The sequence below is a fragment of the Clostridium sp. X genome, from assembly GCF_055755365.1.
Map to the genome: position 1 here is coordinate 1813311 of NZ_CM146912.1, position 20596 is coordinate 1833906.

The window sequence follows — 20596 nt, forward strand, 5'->3', positions numbered from 1 at the left end:
ATAAAATTAAGACGTAATCGTAATCAAATGTGATATATGAACGATATAAACAACTCGATCAGTATCATTAATGTGCCAACTGAGTTTTGGACTTTATGTGTTAATTTTATATACGATATAGTATAATTTATAAAAAATATAACTGAAAAAGAGGTGTAAATTATGTTATCTTTAGTGATTATAGTATAGATAGTAAGTAATAATATAACTATATAGAATAGTAGTATTATACAAGGGTAAGAGAGTATAAATGGAGAGTGTATAAGAGTAAGTGAGTACCATACTTGGTATAAATATTAATAAGGCAATATTATCATTGATATACGTTAGGTATAAGTGGTAAAATGACAATATAAACTTGTTAGACATATAAAATAAGTATGGAGGAACAGAAGAAGTGGAATTACACACGATAAGATATAAAGAAAAAGATATCGTTGTTTTGTTAGACAATAGTATGAGGTTGGTTAAGCCAGTATATGACTACTTGAAACACCTTAGACAAAAAGATAGAGCATTTAACACTATAAAGGCTAATTGCAATGATTTAAAGTTGTATTGGGAGTTCTTGAATAAGGAGCATTACCAATATGACGAAGTAACACCTAATGTTATAGGTGAGTTTATAGAATGCCTTAGAGAGCCTAACGCTACCGATAACGTAGTTAGTATTTATGCAGAAAGTAAGCGTACAGGTAAAACAATAAATAGAATACTTAGTACAGTTTATAACTTCTATAAATATTGTGGAATGGTTAAAGAGATAAATAACCCTATCATAATGGAAGACGTAAATAGACCATTTGATATGTTTAAGAGCCTACTACACCATGCAAGAAGTAATAATAAGACTAAGCAATCCATATTCAAAGTTAAAGAAAGTAAAACTACTTTTAAATTAGTATCAGATAGTGATGCAGAAATATTTTTAAATGCTTTAACTACTTGGAGAAATAAACTTATTTTCAAGATAATGTACCTTACAGGGGCAAGAATCGGTGAAGTTTTAGACCTTCAAATTGAGGATATACCTTATCCTGATACTTCAAAAGAAATTGGAATGTTGGAAAATATAAAGTCTAAAGGTAAGAGAAGAAACTTATATATTCCAATGAATTTATTAGAGGAAATAGATAATTTCATAATGGAAGAAAGGAATAACATTGATACAGAACATAGTTATATCTTTGTATCACAACAAAAACAAAACTTAGGTAAGCCACTAACTTATAGAGCAATCTATGAAGTATTTAATACAGTTAAAAAGAAAACTGGAATAGAGTTAAATTTCCACGATTTAAGGCATACTTGTGCAACTGCTTTAGTTCAAAGTGGTATGGATATTAGCGTTGTTAAGATAATCTTAGGACACGAACATATTACTACTACTCAACAATATACTCATATTTCAAATCAGTATCTTGAAGATAATTTAAGTAGGTATTGGAATAAGAGTTCATTAGTTGGAGGTGGAGCATGGCGAGTAAAATGCCTAACAGTGATGAGTGGGAATTGATAGATAATGATAGCAACTCACAACATTACGGAAAGAAGTTTAAATTTGATTTTTCATATATCGAGAGCGATAGCATTAAAAATGTAGTTAAGACTTATATTTGGAGAAACTATAAAGAAGGAAATAAGGTTTTAAATGGGTTATATATAGAATCTTCTAGTAATGTTAAAACTTTAAATGATTTTTTAAAATTAAATAACATTCATAATTTTAATTCTCTAACAAATAAAGAAGTAGATTTATTAATTTCATACTTGAAACTTTTGATTAATCCTAAGACACAAAGGAATTATTCCCAATCTAAACAAAGACAATGTATTATCACTCTTAGAAATATAATTCGTTGGGGACAATTATATATGCCTAACAAAGTACCTAAAACAGAAATATTTACTGGTAATGAATATACAGGAGTTAACAGTAAGCTTAAAATAAATTTTATTCCAGATGAAGTATTAAGTCAGATAAACAAAGTTCTAAAAAATGAAGAAAATCCTTATGTAAAATACGGAATAATCATTCTTCAATCAACTGGTATGAGAATTGGAGATATGCTAAAGTTAACTGTTCGTTGCATTAACCCACACTTAATTAGTGGATATACATTAACTTGGTATGACCATAAAAACCGTAAAGAACGTCAACCTATGCCTATTCCTAATGAATGTGCTATCGCAGTGAAAAAGTTGATAGAGCATACACAAGAATTAAGGAAACAAGCTAATGATAGTATTAAAGATTATTTGTTTATTAATAAATACAAAATAGGAAACTTAAAAAATAATATAAAACCAATTATAAATAGACCTTCAACGTATAATGAATGGCTTAATAACTTCATTAAAAATAATAATATCAGAGATACCAATGGTGAATATTACAACCTTACAGCCCACCAATTTAGAAGAACACTTGCTACAGATATGTTATCTAAAGGAACTGATTTAAAGGCTATACAAGAAGTTTTAGGACATTCTTCTCCTATGACAACAAAGCAGAGTTATGCTGATGTTAAAGATAAGGAAAGAGCTGAAGTATTTAAGAATATAGGTATTATAGGTAACATAAACAAAGTTGATGAGACGGTTATAAGAGATAAGAATGATTTAATTTGGTTCAAAAAAAACACAGACAAAGGAGCAAGAATGGAAGATGGTTATTGCACTAAGCCTTGCACTGATGGAAAGATTTGCGATAGATTATTAAAAAGGCAGAAATGTTACACTTGTAGCAGATATATCACCACTCCAGAGTATTTACAGGCTCATAAAAACCATTTAGCAGAATTAGAAAAACAATTAGAAGAAAATATTTATGGCGACCACTATGCAGAGCATTTCCTTCCTACTATTGAAATTCTAAAAGAGATTGTAAAGAGATTGGAGGAAATACAAGATGTCAATAACTAAGTTAAATTTACAACCAATAACTATTGAAAGTGATTATAGTAATATAACTATTGGAAACTCTAAATTTACTGATGATATATGGGATTTATCCCCTTTTATAACTGCTAAAACAACCAAAAATAGTCATAAAAAAATCAACTTTGATTTTATAAGAAATGAAGATATGAAGCTTACTGTTAAATTTTATACTTACTATAGATTAGGAAAAGTTAAACCGCAAACTGCTTTCTACAATATTAATGGACATTTACCTATATTTATAAAGTTTTGTGATTCAAATAGTATCAATAGTTTTAATGAAATAACTAAAGAAGTATTTTTAAATTATTCATTATGGCTTAAAGAGGAAAAGAAAGTGTCTCAAAGGACAGGATATTTGTATTGTTCAGTAATTGAAGAAATCATTAAGATAGGTCAAATTAAAGGTTGGAATGTTCCTAAAACTAATATATTTGTAGACTTTACTTCTTTTGATTTATGGGATGTTAAAAAGGATTTAAAAGAAAATAGAACTAAACCCGTTCCAGAAGATATATTTGATAAAATACTTCAAAGTGCATTAAAAGAAAAGAATATCTTAACTAAAGTAGGAGTAATAATTCAAAGTCAAACAGGACTTAGAATTAATGAAGTGTTATCTATTCGACAAGGTTGTGTTCACACAACGAAGGATGGATATGATTATATGGAAGTTACTCTTGGTAAAACTGAAAAAGGTGAGCCTATAATTCATAAGGTATTTATTAATGAATTAGTTAAAAATGCAGTATCAGAACTTGAAGAATATACTAAGGATTTAAGAAAAGAAAGTGGATTAAAGGAACTATTTATAATTAAAAATCATGGAATAAGAGTCTTAAACACTTCTAAATGGTCAGAAAAAAGATTGCCTAGCTTCATTAAAAGATGGGATATAAGAGATAGTAAAGGCAACTTATATCCGTTGAAATCTCACCAATTTAGAGCAACATTTGTTAGAGAACTTATTAAACAAAAAGTACCTATAGCACATATTATGAAACAATTTGCCCATGTATCTATTGAAATGACTTCACACTACCTTACTTTAAAAGAAGAAGAAGTTAAAGAAATATATTCAGATATGATACTTGGCAAAGATTCTAAGATTGCTGGACTAAGAGCAAAGGAAATTAAATCTAAACTTAATGAACAATTTCGTGGTAAAACAGAACAAGAGATTGATGATATAATTTCTAACTTATCAAAATCTATGAGTTTTAATCCTTTGCCGACAGGTGTATGCCTTTATGATTTTAGAAGGGGTAACTGCTCCGATGGAGACGGTTGTTTTTTCTATAACTGTCCTAACTACGTTACCGAGGTAAAGTTCTATCCTATCTTAAAGCAAGAATTAGACCTTATGGAAAAGGAAATGGCAAGATATAAAGAGTTAGGACAACAAAGGTCTTGGGAAAGACAGTATGTTAAATATAAGTATTTAAAACCACTTGTAGATAGTTTGGAGGTGCAAATGAATGGTAAAGAAGCCTAATAGAAACACAGAAGGTTTAAAGGAATTTGCAGAAAAGAAGAACCAAGAAACTATCGACAAAGTTAATAAAGTAATAGATAAATTAAAGCGTTCTAAAACGAAGAAAATCAACTTTAAAACAGTAGCCGAGGAAGCAGGAGTATCTAAGGCTACTCTATATAACAATGATATTCTAAAAGAGCGTATATTAAGCCTAAGAGCCATTGAGAAAGGTGTTCCTGATGATAGTAACGTTACACATAAAGATAAAATAAAGGCTAAAGATGATAAGATAAAGCAATTATACGAAGAAGTTAAGAAACTTAAGGAAGACAAGCAAAATTTAATTATTCAGTTAGTTGAAATGGAAGAACTTAAAGAGGAAAATAAAAGATTAAGAGAACAATTAGATAAATTAAAAAGTATAAAGTAAGTCGCAATCGTATAAAATTACGAACTAACAATTATTTATATAATTATATCGATAAGTAAGAATTTGAAGCAAAAGCAGAAAGATAAGAAAGGAAGGTGATGTAATGACTTTGCAAAATTTAAAATATATGATTATGATTGCAGAAACAGAATCTATTACAGAAGCAGCTAGGCAGCTTTTTATTTCTCAGCCCAGTTTATCAAATGCAATCAAGGAAGTGGAGAAAGAATTAAAATTTAAGGTTTTTACTAGAAGCAGAACTGGGATTGCATTAACAAAAGAGGGGATGGAATTTCTGGGATATGCCAGGCAGGTAATTCAGCAGATGGATTTGCTGGAAGATAAATTCATTACGAAGCTTCCGAAAAAACAAAGATTTTGTGTTTCCACTCAGCATTACACTTTTACAGCGAACGCTTTTGTTGAGACGGTAAAACAGTTTGGACAGGAACGGTTTGAGTTTATATTAAACGAAACACAGACCCACCAGATTTTCGAAGATGTAAAGAACCGGTTTAGTGATTTGGGCATTATTTATATCAGCAACAGTAATAAAATTGTCATACAAAAAGCGTTGGAGGATAATAAGCTTACATTCTCCGAATTATTTACTGTTAGACCTCATGTTTTCATGAGATCAGAACACCCATTGGCGCATAGGACTTACGTGAAATTGGAGGACTTGAAGGAGTATCCTAGGTTGAATTTTATTCAGGGAAATTATGAATCTGCTTATTTTTCGGAAGAACTGTATAGCACTGTATTAAGCGAAAAGAGTATAAAGGTCAGTGACCGTGCGGCTATAGTAAATCTAATGATTGGGTTAGATGGTTATACTATCTCCAGTGGTATTTTTCCTAAATATTTGCAAGGAGACATGATTATTGCAATTCCATTAGATGAAGATGAAGATGAAGAGATGTGTATTGGCTATGTTCTGAATGAAAATCATGAATTATCCGAATTGGGGCAAATATATATTTCAGCATTAAAAAAATATAACGAGAACTAATCATAGACTGAAGCTATGGATTAACATAAAAATAAAGAATTACATATGGAATGTTCTTTTATGGTATTCTAAAGAAAAATGAAAAGGATGTTTGATTATGCCAAGTTATGTATTATTTAATTTCTTTATTTATTCGTTAGTTAACGCTTTTACACCAGGACCGGGGAATATTTTAGCACTAAGTACAGTTACAGACTATGGGTGGAAAAAAGGAAAGCCATTATTCTTTGGGATTTTTATTGGATATTATGTGGTACAAGTTATCTGTGCAATTTTTGTCTATGGTGTCAGTTTCTTATTGCCAAGTTCACTTGAAATCATGAAATATATTGGTGCTATATATATTTTGTGGCTTGCAATCCATATTGCATTGAGCAAGGTAGGAACAGGAAACACAGAAAAGTCGGCATCATTTATTAAAGGATTCATGTTACAGTTTATAAATGTCAAAATTTATATGTTTGGAATTACGGCATTGACAGGATATGTAATAGAATACAGCACATCTTTTATCGTGCTTTTGGTATTTGAACTCGTTATAGCTACAATAGGAACTATTGCAACAATAACGTGGATTGGGATTGGAATGATGATTCAGAAGGTGTATTTGAGACATTACCGTATTATAAATATAGTCTTAGCAATTATCTTATTAGAAAGTGCATATAGCATAATAAAATGAAATAGGTTATTACTTATCCAATTGAAAAATTCAATTTGTAGTTGTACTATTACGCATTCTTAATATATAACGAATTATCAACATGTTATACACAGGAAAAGGTATAAAAAGAAAGGAAGTGAGTTTTAGTGAGGGCTTGGTACTTATAATACACTCTCTCACTAAAGATAAATTATGATAAAACCAATTATAAAAGATATATTGTTTTTAGGACAGAAATCAGAAGATGCAACTAAAAATGATATAGTAGTAATTGATGATTTAATAGATACATTAAGAGCAAACCTTGAGAATTGTGTTGGATTGGCTGGTAATATGATTGGAGTAAGAAAGCGTACATTAGTATTTACTGTAGGCAACCTTATTGTGCCTATGATAAATCCAGTTGTATTAAATAAAGAAAAGGTTTATGAAACTGAAGAGAGTTGTTTATCTTTAATTGGCTTTAGAAAAACAAAGAGATATGAAATGATAGAAGTGGAATATCTTGATAGAAATTTTAAGAAGCAAAAGCAAGTATTTACTGGATTTATAGCACAAATAATTCAACATGAAATGGATCACTTTGAAGGTATAATAATCTAATTGAATAATTAAAATATGAAGTAAGTATTAGCCTAGAGGTCATTGAGAATCATGTGAGCTTGATAAGTGAGGTTTTGCTCTGATCATTAATTAATAATGATTAGGGATACTGTTATTTAGAAATATAGTATATACTTGATTTGAAGAGAAATAAGTATTTAAAAAAGAAAGAGAGAGAAAAAATGGAAAAGCTTTTTAAAGCAATAGAGGAAAAGATAAGAAAGTCAGGATATCCTGGAGAAGTTAGTGGCGAAGAAATCTACGCTGAAATAAGTGATGAGGCTGAGAATCAAGAAGAAGGAAGTTACTTATTCATGAAGAAGCAAAATGATGATATCATGTTTGAATACAGATTGGATATTTTAGAGGACAATATTAGTTTAGCAACCCTCACGATACATACACCAGAGAGAGAGTACTTTATTGATTTTGATGCTGAATAGATAGAGATTTTGGGCATGAAGTATGTTACTGGTAAAATAAAATTGTATTTTAAGAATTTTTGTGATTTTTTAAATTAAGAAATAGTTTTGTTGATGATAACTATGGTGTTATTACACTTGGATGAAACTTATTTCCAGATAGAAAACCTAGAGATACGTATAGAAATAATAATATTGATGCAATAATAAAAAGAAATTCTGAAATTTTTACATAAATTTAAAGACAAATTCCAATTTGTAGACCTGATGTAACATAATTTGGGCTTTAGTTTATTCGCATTTTTCTAATTTTGCGCCGTTCGTATATTAAGAAAAATAACGAAATATTCATATAAACAAAATCAACCCTAGGATATTACTCCTTGGGCTTTATCTTTAGGGAATGGTATTGGTATGGGTAAGTATTTAAATTATTAACAGATAGAGCAAAAAGTATACATATGTAGAATGAAATTCTAAATATTTCTTTATATATAAATAGAGGGAATAAGAGAGGATTTAATATGAAAAATAGTAAGTTGATTTTGTATGAAATTGCTGTTAAATGGAGATTAATATTCTATCTAATTGCTGCATCCATAGTTCTTATACCTATATCCATAGTATTAATCACTGATAATACTTTTAAGCTTTTTTCTTCTGAAGCATTAATTAACACAGCATTGCTTTTTGTTATAATGGGTAAAATATTAACTGCATATAAAAAGACTATAGAAAATGAGTCTATCAATTGGAGTAGTATTGGAGTCATTACAGGACTTTTGATTGTATTTATAAGGAGCGTCTTGAAATAAATATAATACTATTAGAGTTTTTTAAAAGAGCTTGATATTTTAAATGTGAGAACTCAATTTTACATAAGAGGAGACAGACAGAATGATGATTCAATATGATTTAACAAAAGAAGACTATATCGCTTTTAATATGCATCATATAAAGAGCTCTAAAACAGTTAAGAAAACTCTATTTATACAGCTTGGAGTTCAATTGAAAGAATAGAAGAGAATGAGGATTATATTTTTATCTATATAAGCTCTCTTTCTGCTGCAATTATTCCATTAAGAGCATTTACTGATATAGAAGAGAAGAATAAGTTTTTGATGACATTAAAGAGATACAGAAATGACTTAGAACATATTGAATGTTTTAAATAAAAAACTGAATGATTTAAAAAAATTATCGAGAATATAGGATAGGACTTTTAAAATCAAAAAATACTAAAGGAGATGTTAATTTATGAATCAAGGGCAAGAGATGTTTTATAATTTTTTTATTGAACGAGTAATGGATGACAAAAAGGAAGAAGCTAAATCAATGTTAGAGGAGAGCTTTGCAAGACAAGCAGCAGGAACATTTGATATGGCATATTTTCAAGAAATAATGCATAAGTTTTTTGCAATAATAAAACCTGAAGCAGTAGAAGAAGTTAAGGAAGCAATGAATAGCTTTTCATCAAGATTTTAAAGCAAAATAGATACAAGATTAAATCATTAAGATTACTCATCTTAGCAGTTGACAGCAATAATTGTTATCTATATAATTATACTAGAAATTAACAAATTTGATCTTAAGAAAGGGCAAGGTATTGGCAGAAATGAGAATATATAATTCACTTATGTTTATCTAAAATAAAAGTTCAAATAAGGTCTTAAGGAAGGCTTTGTTGTTGTGCGCTTTATTTTAACTTTGTGAGTGGATAGTGTTTTTGTAACTGTTGATAGTTTGTCGATATAATATGTTTTTAACCTTAATTAATTGCTTGAATCTTGATATGTACAGGTGTTTTTTGTACATAGATCTAAGATTTTATTTGTAATACACTAAGGTTATGATATAGTTAGGACGCTATCCTCTCCAGGTTACAAGGAGGGGATTTTTTATTTTATTAATGGAATGCAAGTAATATTATTTTAAAAATGATTGGAGTGTATATTAACATATGGATAAAAATTGGAAAAAGAACATAATACTCTTTTTAACCAGTCAGACTATATCTCTTTTTGGGTCAATGCTGGTTCAATATGCAATTATGTGGCATATTACTTTAAAAACACAATCAGGATCAATGATGACCATGGCAATTATATGTGGTTTCTTACCTACCTTTTTTCTTTCACCATTTGCAGGGGTATGGGCTGACCGCTATAATCGGAAAATGCTTATAATCTTGTCAGATTCCTTAATTGCCATAGCAACACTTATTTTAGCTATAATGTTTTTTAAGGGATACAATGCAATATGGATGCTTTTTGTAGCTTCTGCTGTACGTGCTGTAGGTTCAGGAATTCAAACTCCAGCTATAGGAGCTTTTCTTCCGCAACTTGTGCCTGAGGATAAGCTGACTAAGGTAAATGCAACAAATGGAAGTATACAATCACTAGTTATGCTAATTTCACCAATGCTTAGCGGGGCGCTTTTAACTAAAGCTAGTATAGAGGCAATATTTTTTATAGATGTTATTACAGCAGCTATAGCTATTTTAATATTACTTTTATTTTTAAAGGTTCCATCTCACGCAAAAGCTTTAAGTAAGCCAACAACTAGCTATTTTACTGATATGAAAGAGGGAGTAAAATATATCAAGAATCATGGTTATGTTAAGAGATTCTTTCTCTTCTGTGCAGTATTCAATATATTAGTGGCACCAGCAGCATTTTTGACACCGCTACAAGTTACACGTACTTTTGGTAATGAAGTTTGGCGTCTAACAGCAATTGAAATTACTTTCTCAATTGGTATGATGCTTGGAGGTATTGTAATGGTTTCATGGGGTGGCTTTAAAAACAGAGTTCATACAATGATACTATCAAGCTTTTTTATTGGAATTTGTACTGTTGCACTTGGAATCATTCCAAACTTTTGGGTATATATAAGTTTTATGGCCCTGTTTGGAGTTATTATGCCCGTGTTTAATACACCGGCCACAGTACTATTGCAAGAGAAGGTAGAGGAAGATTTTCTTGGAAGAGTATTTAGTGTTCTAGGAATGATATCGAGTATTATGATGCCCCTTGGCATGCTTGTATTTGGACCACTATCCGACATAATTAGAATAGAATGGCTACTTAGAGGAACAGGAATTTTACTATTTATTCAAGGGTTCTTTATGCTAAGTAGTAAAGTCTTGGTTAAGGCTGGAGAGCCAATAGTAAAAGCTGAATAGTAGCTTTTGTATGGAGGGGAAATCTTATGGAGAATATAGTTATTTTAGATGTTAAATTTAATTTTGGATATGGCGAAGATGCAATTTATCCTGTGATACTTGTGGATAAAAATGAAATGATTTTAGTGGATTGTGGATATATAAATTTTCTGACTCTTTTAGAAGAGGCTGCATATAAAAAAGGTATTGATTTCTGTAAATTAACAAAAGTAATTGTAACTCATCATGACCATGATCATATGGGAAGTCTTGTTGCAATAAAGAGAAAGTACCCTCATGTTCAGATTATTGCAAGTGAAAAGGAGACACCTTATATTGAGGGAAGATCAAAGTCATTACGTCTTCAGCAAGCTGAAGAGATACAGTCAATTCTGTCACCAGAAGAGCAGGAGGCAGGTAAGGCCTTTCAGGATATTTTAAAATTCGTAGGAAATGCAGAAGTAGACGTAATTGTAAAAGACGGAGATGATTTTCTTTGGTGTGGAGGAATAGAGATTGTGGAAACCCCAGGGCACACTCCAGGACATATTTCAATATATTTAAGAAAGCCTAAAGTATTAATCAGTGGAGATGCTTTAGCAATAGAAAATGGAAAGCTTGAAATTGCTGCACCTCAGTATACATTAAATATGGAAGAGGCAAAAAAGTCTGCTTTAAAATTGCGTAACTATGATATAGAGAAAGTAATATGTTATCATGGAGGCGAATATGTAGGGGATATACCTGATGCGCTAAACAAGATTGGGAAGTTAGGTTAGTAGAATAAAGGTTAAAAGATAATATTAGAAAAGTACGCTAATCAAATGGTTTTAGCGTACTTTTTTAAATTTTCGCCATAAATATAGAAGAAATCTTGAAAATATAGATTTAACATTATAAGAATATACTATTTTTGAACTGATAATAAATCTTCGACACGATCACTCATGTATTTGTATGAGTCATGTACCCCCTGATTATAGAATTCTGGGCCTAATTCTTCTATAATGAAATCTAACATAAGATTTGAGGCTAAGTCACCTAATTCTTCCTCTCTTTCGTTAAAAAAGTAGGTTTTTATTGATGAAATCATACTTTCTCTTGTTTCTTTAGTTAAGTTAAACTTATCTTTCTTTTTCATAATATACCTCCGTTACAGTCTATATTCTTAATACAAGATATACAAACTACATATCTTTTCTTATTCCTTTATAAAATCTTAGGATGATGTTTGTTGGAAATAAACGCTGCTGAAATAAAAGAACAATTGATAATCCAGCCTGAACTAATCCAATAATAAAGAATAAAACATGAAGAAAAACAACATCATTAAGCATTATACATTGAACTACAATCCAAATGACTAAAGCCCAGCTAAAAATACTACTTATATAACCTTGAAGTTTTGACCTGAAACGAAATATTATAGCACTAATGATATTTCCAAGACCTATTACAGAAAAAAGTATAATTCCAGGTATTAAATAATTACTAAAAGGTGAATTCTTTAAAGAAGCAACTGACGCTCCAAGGGGATCCAGAGGATTAAGAATAGCAGCAGCTCCCCCCATGATGGCGCCTATTCCTACAAATACATGTAAGGAAAATAGAAAACGATGTATTAATTTCATAGCTATGGGCTCCTTTACATTTAAATATTAATAAGAAATGTTATCGTAAAAGAGAGTAATTTATAACCATATTCTTTTTATTTCTACAATAACAATAAGTATAGATATAAATATATTTAGAACATTTATCCAATTGCGTTTCCAACTAAAGTTATATTCAAAGCATTTGGAATCAATAATGCTCCCTGCATTTGAAATGCCAAGCAAAAACCATAAAATAAGCCACTGTGTTTCTTTAAATATATTTTTATTAATAAAAAAGTAATAAATACATATAACTAACATAGTAATGGAAACAATCCACTGAGTTACATGATGGACTTTTTTTAATGAATCTTTATTAATCATATTTTTAATCCCTTCATAATTTCTAAGAATCTTGTGAACAGAGCAGCTAAAGTCAGATAGTCATGTCTTAGTCCCAATTCCAAAGGCGAGTTTCACCTACAATTATTCGTTTTACAAGGTTTTCTTCTCGTAGTTTTAGGATTTCTTTAGTAGGGCCAGTAATAGCAACACCTAGTATTTTCACTCCATTTTTATTAACATAGTTTATAGCATTTTCGATATTTTCAATTGAATCAAATGGATCAACTATATTAGCTATATATTTATGTTCATCTAGAAATTCTAAGGTATTTATAAAATATTCATTTCTAAACTGAGCATTTGTATAATAATCTATAAATTTTGGCGGAGGATCAAACCAATTTCTGCGAAGCTCTGGAAAGTCTTGAGTATGAGGGAATCCTAGTACTGTATGAGAATTATTCTTAGCACCTGTATCCACTGCAAGCCATAGAAGATTCATGTCCTTATTCTTAAATATACTAAACACTTCCTCAGTTTCGTACAGTTTGTCAAAAGTGATATAGGCTTCTGCAACAGTTCCTTCATGAAGCTTTTCTAAGGTGTTCCACATTGTTTTATCTAAAGAGATATTAGTATTCTCATTGTTATAAGGTGTATTGTCAAAAAAGAAATTATTAAAGTTTAAATAATCTGGTGATTTAGCTGTTACAGTGACTGGCTTAGTAAAATGAAATTTAAGAGTAACATTACCTCCTTTAATCGTTTCTTTGCCAACTTCCTTTGAATAATCTATTCCTATTTCGCTACTAAAAAGTAGACCTGCTCTAAAAGTAGATCCATTTAGCTTAGCATTAGGTTTTGTTGTATTTATAGCAGATTTAATAGCATTTCTATACAATGTATGTTTACTTGGATTACCAAAGTTGTAATACTTAGAGGTAAGAGGGCGTGAAATTATCAGTAAAATAGATAATAGAATTAATGCAATACATACATTTTTAACTTTATTTTCTGAATAGGTTTTTAATTTTTCTTTAAAATTATTGTTCAAGTTAATTTATCCTTTCTTTAGTGGTTTCTTAATACTTAACAGACAGGGGAATAATCTTCTTCTATCCCCTAAAATATAAAGTTCTGTTAGTAAAACATGATCTAAGATTGTATTGTAAATATAATTACTCTTTTACTTTATTAAAACTTGTGATTAATATATAACCTAAAATCATTTGGAAGATTGGAATAAAATGCATTCTAGTTTCCATAAAGGATGATAAAGGTTGCCTGATAAAATCTATTGGACAATAATAAACAAATATACTTAGTGAAAAATAAAGTGTAGGAATCCCTAAAAATATTACTTTAGGAAGATTTATTTCCCATTTTCCTTCCTTGCGTATTTCTAATAAAAATTTCTCTAATCCAAGGAGTAATCCCAATACTATAAATATTACAATTCTCCATATTGTTAATGGTAAAATATTGTAAAACTTTTGTGCTTGTTCATTCAAGTATATTAAGATTTTATTACTTAACATAATATAACCTAGTAGTATTACAGCATATACAAAGTATGATAACCAATTATTCTTTCTCACACATACCCCTTCTTTCAAATTATTATTAAAACTAATCCACACTATTTTTATGGTTTGTCTAACTCTAAATACAAAAAAATAGCCTATTTTTTATTCTTGTTAATAATCCAACATCTTATTATCATAATAATTAACGATGAAATTACTGTAATATCTGTTATTGTTGTTATAGGGAAATACATAGGTAAAGCTTTTAATCTTACATACCTTATAAAAATCAATATTAATGCTAGAAAAAGCTGTAGAATATATAATAATTTATGCAATATACTACTTCTCATAATTAAATCACCCTTAATAATTTAATATAAAAATATTTTGAAATATGTGACTAAAAGTTAGGCTTTTGAAATAAATGATTATTTTGTTTCTAAATATAAAAAGATAATAGGTTCTCGTTATTAATTAAGGTTTTTAATTATCTTTATTTAAAATTTTATCTGTGCAAGAATAAATAATAATTGAGAGTGTTACTGTTGCAGCTAAAATAGCACTAATAATATCACTATTACCTAGAAATACAAATACAAACATAAAAATGAAATATGAGAAAAAACCTCTAGAAATTAAAGTCAATAGTTTGTCTATATCTTTTTTATCCAAATATATACCTCCTTTAAGTATAGGAAAGTTTTGAATTTAATATTAAGGTCCAATGGTACTATCCCTGAAAGGTAGATCGTGCTATTTTTATATCTTATTGGTCTTATAATATATTGAATTATAGAATATGAATCATGGGGAAGTTTATATGCTGATAATCCTGATATAAATAAAATCCCCAGATATTTTAGTAGCTTTTTATTATCCTTACTCAATGTAATCATCTCCTAGTCTATATTTTATATATTTAAGTATTAGACTTACTAAAGATGTTTTTTGTTTCAAAATATAATGAGATTTTTTAGAAATATAATGTTTAGAGGGGAGAGTCTACTAAATAAATTCAAGGAATTAAGAGATACTATTGGAGGAATGAAAATCTATATGTTCATTAGATAAGATAAAAAGCAGGGCTGATACTACCAGTTTAGTTCCAGACCTACTCCAACTTCTTTCACTGGCAAAAATTTATGCATTGTTGCTCTAACAGCAAATGAAGTACAATGACAAGGATACAATTCCTTTAAGTTATTCTGTTTTAGATATTCTATTGTTCTATTAACTTGTTCAGTTACTTCGAATAAATGAAAGCCACCTATAATCCCCAATACTCTATTGTCATTGCACACTTGCTTTGCATATTCTACTATATTGCATATTCCACTATGAGAACATCCTGTAATAATATAAAGTCCATGTTCACTTTTATATACAAGAGCTGTATCATCCATTACATAATCATCTATTAAAGTTTCGCCAACAATTTGTTTGCCAATGGACTTTCTAATTTCGAAATTATTAATTTGAGGTATTTCACCTAAGAAGATTATATTTTTACTAACTTTTTTAGGTTCTTTTGAAAGAACTAGGTTACATTTTTCTTTTAGTTCTTCTTGTAAAATAGGTGAACAAATTTTTAAATTATCTATTATCTTTTCTTTAAACGTATCTGGGTGAGCAATAATCATAATGTTATTTTTATTATTTTGTTCAAAGTAATATTTTAATCCTCTTGTGTGATCATCATGACCATGAGAAATAACAATAGTATTTATGTTTTTTAAATCTACATCTAACGCATTTGCATTTCTAATAAATAAATCTGAATACCCCACATCTAATAATAGTCTAGTATCTTCGTCTTCAATATAATATGAAACAGCAGGTTCACCATAATAATATTGGTCAATGTATGTATTGTTATCTACTAGAACTTTTAATTTCACCTTTTTACTCCTTCACTCTCTTCATAACGAGTATATATACCTTCTTCTCTTTTCTTTGTTGCTCCAGCACTAACATAAGATCCTTCTACTACATTTTTGTAACCTTTCTTTGTCACTATATTTTTAATGTAATCTACATGTGGACATCTATCATAGTGATGATTATCAGTTATCATACAAGAAGATAAGTGAATTACAACTTCATCTTTATTAATATTATTCTTTTTATATAATTTGTTAGAGAAATGTTCAAGCTTAGCGGCAACCCCTTTACCACAACATCCACCACAAGTAAAAGAGATATATCTTGTCTCATTATCATAGTCCTTAAAAACTTCATCTCTATTGTAAAAAGCATTTGTACATGCAAAGCCACTGCATCTTATGTGTGCAATATCGCACTGAATTATAACAACATATTTAGTATTCATGGTTAATTCCCCCTCGTTTTATTTAAGCTCTTTCAGACAAAATAGCATATCTAGTTAGTTTTTTATCTGATCCACTTTTCATTCATCTTTATCTATGAAATCTAACTTCCATTCCTCATTATCAAAAATAAAATATACATGTAACGTTTTTAACACATTTGATTGTTGAATTGGAAAAAATTCATATATTGAACTAAATTCTTTTTTATCATCACTAAGCATGTATGCTCTTTGCCTAAGAGTGAATTGTTCCTTAGATATTTCAAGTTCTCCTTTATTTTTACTATTTGATACTAATTTGTTGCCAGAAATAGTAATATTATTAGTTATCTTATCTTTTAAATAATCAGTATTGCCCTTAGATAGTTCGGATAATATCATATGTGTTTTATAATCTAATATATTTCTTAGATCGTATAGTTCATTTTGTGCTTTTATGTTTTTATTTATTTGCAATAATTAATTGTTGTTTAAGTTCCTTATTTTCATTCTTTAATGTAGTATTTTCAAGATTTATATTACTTGTGCAACCTACTAAAAAAAAACGATGTAACAACACATAATATAAATTTTTTTATGCATTTTGTCATTTTCAAAGCCTCCCTTTATATGGATTTTATTACATCATATAACTAATGTTTTATATTATAACATAAATAAATTCATGCGAAGACTTAAATTTAAAATCATATTGTAGATTTTTGAAAAGCAAGAATTATATATAGTAAAAGCATTATTCATTTTTAAAAATCCTTTATCGGGTGAATATATTAGGATTGTGCAACATAAAAACACTAATTTATTTTTAAATGTAAACCTGTAATTCTAAATTTCTTTATATTTAAATTCAATAAGAATAATTCATCTAAATAAAAAATAAAAATATTTTATTTTTTGAAACATTTTTATTTTTTTATTTATCTTCTGTATGGAAATAAAGAATATAGATTAAGGAGAGATTAGTATGATATCAATATTTAAGCAAAATTCATTAAGGTTCAAATTTATAACATCAGTATTTTTATTAATATCAGTAATTTTTTTTATAACAGGCTGTACAAGTACAGAAAAGGTTAAAGCATCAGATGCTAACATGAAAAATATGGATATACTAACTGGCAAGGTAAAGGTACAAGGGGAGGGTGTTAGTATAACACTTACAGATGACCCAACAGAGAGAGATAAACAAGATAGATATTATTATATAGTTCATGATTGGCATATAAAAAAGATAGTAAATTTATTAGAAAATGCCGGAGCAGAAGCTATTTCTGTAAATGATGAACGAGTAATTTCAACAAACAAAATAAAAGCAAATGAAATGAAGATTAGGGTAAATAATAATGAGTTTGAATCACCTTTTATTATCAAAGCTATTGGAAACTCTGAAGTATTGATGAATGATGATGAATTAAAAAATGAATTAAACTATTGGTCAAATAAAAATCACATAGGAATTAAAATAGAAAAAAAAGATAAATTATTAATACCTCAATATACTGGAAGTATAGATTTTAAATATGCTAATCCAGTAGAAATAAATAACTAAATACATTCTTTTGTGGGGTATTCATTATAAAGAAAAGAGGAAGTGTATGAAAAATGGTTAAAATAATAGATGCTATTTTGCTATAGGATCAAGTATATTTATACTAATATTATGGGGGTATAAAATGTTAGTTACAAGTGATATACCTGTGAATGTATCTTTTGAGGATAGTGCATTAATATTATGTATATCACTGCTATTTTTCACAGTATATGATTTTTGTATAAGAAATACAAAATATATCTTATTGAATATTATGTTATTAATGCTACCATTATTTCTTTGATTTATGGTTATGGAACAATCAGTAAAACATCCTTACCTAAAACATGATACGGTAGCTGGTATTATAGGTTTTTTTTTAATCTTTTTTTCTGAATATTCTCATTTAGAAGATGCTTGGATTGAAAATTATAATTAAAAGTATCATCAGATGAAACTGCAAAATCATTTGAAGATATAATTCCAGTAATTAAAATAGTAAAAGCTAAAATTATTAATTTTATTTTTAGCATTGATTGTATCATTAGGAACAAGTATTCCAGCTTTTGCAAAAACTAAAGAGGTATCATCGTATGAAAAAATATTAAATTCAGTAAATAAAGAATTTAACTTAGATTTAGGTTATATTCCTGTAGATGAATCTAAAGTAAGTATTGAAGAATATGAAGAAACTACTCGTAAGATTGCAACGCAGCAGAGAGAATTATTAGACTATATTAATATGCGTAAAAAACAATGTGAATTAGAGACAGCAATAAAATCAACAAACCTTATGGCAATTAATTCTGTTACAAAGACAGTAAAAAAAGATGTCTGGAATTTTGAGAGTTCGTTCTTTATTGAAGTTACATATAACGTAAATGGTACAACAGTAAGTTCATTAAGGAACGCTTCAGTAGATACTAAATTAATGGCAACAATTGCCGGTACTGGTATCATGAATCATTCTGCTCCAAGTTATTCTATCCTTGATGGTGGCAGAACAGGAGGAGTATCTTTTAGAGCAAATATATATTTTAACAATGGTACTGTTAATTATACAAATGTATTACTTTATTGTGAAGTATCTTAGTAATGGTTAAGTGATAGTGAATAAAATTTATAGTTAGCTAATACATCAAATAAAAAGAGTTATAATTTAATATGTTGAAATTATACTAGATGACATCGTTTTTCAAATGATGTTATCTTAGTTTTTTAGTTGAATTCTTTCATAATTGTAAAATAAATATTAATCACATGTATTGACAATATATGTATTTGCTTTATAATATAAAGTGAATTAAAAGAAAGGATGATTTTATGAAAAAAAATATGGAAGATACTTTAGAAGATATATTTATTATTAAAAATTCTATTGGAAATGCAAAAGGAAATTATAATAAATTGTATAAAATTTTGATAGCTTTTGGTGTAGTTAACTTAATTTATTATTTAACAACAATAATATTATCAATTATGTTTAAACCTCATATGATACAACCACATTTCAATATTATATTAAATATAACGATATATACTTTTTTATTAATTTATTTTACTAAAATATATAGAGAAGAAAGAAAAAGTTCAAATAAGTATTATCTTAATTTTTTAAGTATATGGGCAATAGTTACGTTTTTATTGCCATTATTACTATTTATAATAAGAATAATAATTAATTTTAATATTCATCTTGAAGAGAAAGGAAGATCTTTAATTCAGTTGCAATACTTAAGTATGTTATCTAATATTCTACTTTTATGTTTTTGTATAATGATATGTGGTTATATTTTGAAGAAAAAAAGATTTATAGTTATTTCAACAGTTGTTTTATTTATATATTTAATGCTGTCATCAGTTTATAATAATATTGGTTATACTATGAATTATTCAGAAATAGATATTACTTTCCCATTATCAGGAATATACTATCACCTAGCAGTATCAATTGGTTATATAATTATAGCAATGATTTTAAAACATGAGGAGAATAATATAGATGGAATTAAATAATATTCCTGAAGCGCTTACTTTGCCATTAAGATTATCTTTAATAAGTTGTCTAGTTGATGGAGAAAAAACTTTTAAAGAAATACAATCTATAACCAAATCCTCTGATGGAAATATATATGTTCAATTATCAAAATTAGAAAAATGGGGATATATAAAATCTGAAAAAAAAATGATTAACAAAAAAATCCAAACGCTTTATACAATTACGGAGTTTGGATTGAACAAATTAGAAGAGTATGTTGTATTGCTAGAAGAAATAGTAAGAAAAAATAATTATAATTTATTACCTAATGTTATTAAATAAATGTATTATTTTAGATAAAAGATTACATTGATTAAAGCGAGTATAATTGTCTATATAAAAGAGTTAAACAGGATTTTATGTTTTGCTCTTTTGTTTTTTGATTTTAAATATAATATTTTTATTCTAATTATAAATAAGTTCTTTCAGTGCCGTAAATTTTGAGTATTGATACTAATGGAATATAGAAGAACAATTACTACTTAGAATGGTGTAAAAAATTATAATCACAATTA

General features: G+C 28.1%; 30 protein-coding genes. 19 read left to right on the forward strand and 11 right to left on the reverse strand.

All coding sequences use genetic code 11. From position 1 onward, the window contains the following. Positions 1-397: 397 nt before the first annotated feature. From ACX0KU_RS09155 to ACX0KU_RS09220, 14 genes are all read left to right on the forward strand, one after another. Positions 398-1516, forward strand: a complete 1119-nt coding sequence (locus ACX0KU_RS09155) for a tyrosine-type recombinase/integrase (RefSeq protein WP_472989525.1) — start codon at positions 398-400, stop codon at positions 1514-1516. Continuing rightward, complete coding sequence (locus ACX0KU_RS09160; RefSeq protein ID WP_472989527.1) at positions 1477-2925, forward strand: tyrosine-type recombinase/integrase; 1449 nt, start codon at positions 1477-1479, stop codon at positions 2923-2925. The genes ACX0KU_RS09155 and ACX0KU_RS09160 overlap by 40 nt, the downstream gene beginning before the upstream one ends. After that, positions 2912-4438, forward strand: a complete 1527-nt coding sequence (locus ACX0KU_RS09165; protein ID WP_472989529.1) for a tyrosine-type recombinase/integrase — start codon at positions 2912-2914, stop codon at positions 4436-4438. Before ACX0KU_RS09160 ends, ACX0KU_RS09165 begins: the two co-directional genes overlap by 14 nt. Then, a complete protein-coding gene (locus tag ACX0KU_RS09170) occupies positions 4422-4850 on the forward strand; it encodes a DUF6262 family protein (protein ID WP_472989531.1) in 429 nt (142 codons plus the stop codon). The genes ACX0KU_RS09165 and ACX0KU_RS09170 overlap by 17 nt, the downstream gene beginning before the upstream one ends. A gap of 103 nt (positions 4851-4953) precedes the next feature. Beyond that, on the forward strand, positions 4954-5862 hold the full coding sequence (locus tag ACX0KU_RS09175) for a LysR family transcriptional regulator (protein WP_472989533.1): 909 nt from the start codon (positions 4954-4956) through the stop codon (positions 5860-5862). Positions 5863-5959: 97 nt separating this feature from the next. Continuing rightward, entirely contained in the window at positions 5960-6544 is a 585-nt protein-coding gene (locus tag ACX0KU_RS09180) for a LysE family transporter (protein ID WP_472989535.1), read from the forward strand. Positions 6545-6718: 174 nt separating this feature from the next. Continuing rightward, positions 6719-7129, forward strand: coding sequence for a peptide deformylase (locus ACX0KU_RS09185; RefSeq protein ID WP_472989537.1), 411 nt, complete (start codon positions 6719-6721; stop codon positions 7127-7129). Between the two features lie 140 nt (positions 7130-7269). After that, entirely contained in the window at positions 7270-7572 is a 303-nt protein-coding gene (locus ACX0KU_RS09190) for a hypothetical protein (RefSeq protein ID WP_472989538.1), read from the forward strand. Positions 7573-8075: 503 nt separating this feature from the next. After that, the gene (locus ACX0KU_RS09195) at positions 8076-8366 is read left to right on the forward strand and encodes a hypothetical protein (RefSeq protein WP_472989540.1); all 291 of its coding nucleotides are present in this window, start codon (positions 8076-8078) and stop codon (positions 8364-8366) included. An 82-nt stretch (positions 8367-8448) separates the two neighbouring features. Next, positions 8449-8571 (forward strand): hypothetical protein, encoded by a 123-nt coding sequence (locus ACX0KU_RS09200; protein ID WP_472989542.1) that lies wholly within the window; start codon positions 8449-8451, stop codon positions 8569-8571. Positions 8572-8600: 29 nt separating this feature from the next. Continuing rightward, positions 8601-8726, forward strand: a complete 126-nt coding sequence (locus tag ACX0KU_RS09205; protein ID WP_472992429.1) for a hypothetical protein — start codon at positions 8601-8603, stop codon at positions 8724-8726. A gap of 82 nt (positions 8727-8808) precedes the next feature. Next, on the forward strand, positions 8809-9036 hold the full coding sequence (locus tag ACX0KU_RS09210) for a hypothetical protein (RefSeq protein WP_472989544.1): 228 nt from the start codon (positions 8809-8811) through the stop codon (positions 9034-9036). A gap of 475 nt (positions 9037-9511) precedes the next feature. Next, a complete protein-coding gene (locus ACX0KU_RS09215) occupies positions 9512-10735 on the forward strand; it encodes an MFS transporter (protein ID WP_472989546.1) in 1224 nt (407 codons plus the stop codon). A 26-nt stretch (positions 10736-10761) separates the two neighbouring features. After that, the gene (locus ACX0KU_RS09220; protein WP_472989548.1) at positions 10762-11493 is read left to right on the forward strand and encodes an MBL fold metallo-hydrolase; all 732 of its coding nucleotides are present in this window, start codon (positions 10762-10764) and stop codon (positions 11491-11493) included. 128 nt (positions 11494-11621) lie between these two features. Here the strand turns inward: ACX0KU_RS09220 and ACX0KU_RS09225 are convergent, their stop codons facing one another. From ACX0KU_RS09225 to ACX0KU_RS09270, 10 genes are all read right to left on the reverse strand, one after another. Beyond that, positions 11622-11855 (reverse strand): DUF2164 domain-containing protein, encoded by a 234-nt coding sequence (locus ACX0KU_RS09225; RefSeq protein WP_472989550.1) that lies wholly within the window; start codon positions 11853-11855, stop codon positions 11622-11624. A gap of 46 nt (positions 11856-11901) precedes the next feature. Continuing rightward, positions 11902-12345 (reverse strand): hypothetical protein, encoded by a 444-nt coding sequence (locus tag ACX0KU_RS09230; RefSeq protein WP_472989552.1) that lies wholly within the window; start codon positions 12343-12345, stop codon positions 11902-11904. 60 nt (positions 12346-12405) lie between these two features. Continuing rightward, complete coding sequence (locus ACX0KU_RS09235) at positions 12406-12693, reverse strand: hypothetical protein (protein ID WP_472989554.1); 288 nt, start codon at positions 12691-12693, stop codon at positions 12406-12408. Positions 12694-12760: 67 nt separating this feature from the next. After that, complete coding sequence (locus ACX0KU_RS09240) at positions 12761-13708, reverse strand: anti-sigma factor C-terminal domain-containing protein (RefSeq protein ID WP_472989555.1); 948 nt, start codon at positions 13706-13708, stop codon at positions 12761-12763. A 124-nt stretch (positions 13709-13832) separates the two neighbouring features. Further along, the gene (locus ACX0KU_RS09245; RefSeq protein WP_472989557.1) at positions 13833-14252 is read right to left on the reverse strand and encodes a hypothetical protein; all 420 of its coding nucleotides are present in this window, start codon (positions 14250-14252) and stop codon (positions 13833-13835) included. Between the two features lie 83 nt (positions 14253-14335). Beyond that, on the reverse strand, positions 14336-14533 hold the full coding sequence (locus ACX0KU_RS09250; protein ID WP_472989559.1) for a hypothetical protein: 198 nt from the start codon (positions 14531-14533) through the stop codon (positions 14336-14338). A gap of 133 nt (positions 14534-14666) precedes the next feature. Next, a complete protein-coding gene (locus tag ACX0KU_RS09255) occupies positions 14667-14855 on the reverse strand; it encodes a hypothetical protein (RefSeq protein ID WP_472989560.1) in 189 nt (62 codons plus the stop codon). A 419-nt stretch (positions 14856-15274) separates the two neighbouring features. Then, positions 15275-16081: an MBL fold metallo-hydrolase gene (locus ACX0KU_RS09260; RefSeq protein ID WP_472989561.1), complete on the reverse strand. Its 807-nt coding sequence runs from the start codon at positions 16079-16081 to the stop codon at positions 15275-15277. Then, positions 16078-16512 (reverse strand): CGGC domain-containing protein, encoded by a 435-nt coding sequence (locus ACX0KU_RS09265; RefSeq protein ID WP_472989563.1) that lies wholly within the window; start codon positions 16510-16512, stop codon positions 16078-16080. Before ACX0KU_RS09265 ends, ACX0KU_RS09260 begins: the two co-directional genes overlap by 4 nt. A gap of 78 nt (positions 16513-16590) precedes the next feature. Continuing rightward, a complete protein-coding gene (locus ACX0KU_RS09270) occupies positions 16591-16968 on the reverse strand; it encodes a hypothetical protein (protein WP_472989564.1) in 378 nt (125 codons plus the stop codon). A 508-nt stretch (positions 16969-17476) separates the two neighbouring features. Between ACX0KU_RS09270 and ACX0KU_RS09275 the strand changes: the two genes are divergently transcribed. Together ACX0KU_RS09275 and ACX0KU_RS09280 are read left to right on the forward strand one after the other, a co-directional pair. Further along, positions 17477-18061, forward strand: coding sequence for a DUF881 domain-containing protein (locus tag ACX0KU_RS09275; protein ID WP_472989566.1), 585 nt, complete (start codon positions 17477-17479; stop codon positions 18059-18061). Positions 18062-18185: 124 nt separating this feature from the next. Further along, positions 18186-18347: a hypothetical protein gene (locus ACX0KU_RS09280; RefSeq protein WP_472989568.1), complete on the forward strand. Its 162-nt coding sequence runs from the start codon at positions 18186-18188 to the stop codon at positions 18345-18347. 61 nt (positions 18348-18408) lie between these two features. Here ACX0KU_RS09280 and ACX0KU_RS09285 read toward each other — a convergent pair whose 3' ends face one another. Then, positions 18409-18576, reverse strand: coding sequence for a hypothetical protein (locus ACX0KU_RS09285; protein WP_472989570.1), 168 nt, complete (start codon positions 18574-18576; stop codon positions 18409-18411). Here ACX0KU_RS09285 and ACX0KU_RS09290 point away from each other — a divergent pair. From ACX0KU_RS09290 to ACX0KU_RS09300, 3 genes are all read left to right on the forward strand, one after another. After that, positions 18576-19136, forward strand: a complete 561-nt coding sequence (locus tag ACX0KU_RS09290; RefSeq protein WP_472989572.1) for a hypothetical protein — start codon at positions 18576-18578, stop codon at positions 19134-19136. The two genes, ACX0KU_RS09285 and ACX0KU_RS09290, sit on opposite strands and share 1 nt — an antisense overlap. A gap of 230 nt (positions 19137-19366) precedes the next feature. Beyond that, entirely contained in the window at positions 19367-20059 is a 693-nt protein-coding gene (locus tag ACX0KU_RS09295; RefSeq protein WP_472989574.1) for a hypothetical protein, read from the forward strand. After that, complete coding sequence (locus tag ACX0KU_RS09300; RefSeq protein WP_472989576.1) at positions 20046-20363, forward strand: transcriptional regulator; 318 nt, start codon at positions 20046-20048, stop codon at positions 20361-20363. The genes ACX0KU_RS09295 and ACX0KU_RS09300 overlap by 14 nt, the downstream gene beginning before the upstream one ends. The last annotated feature ends 233 nt before the right edge of the window (positions 20364-20596 follow it).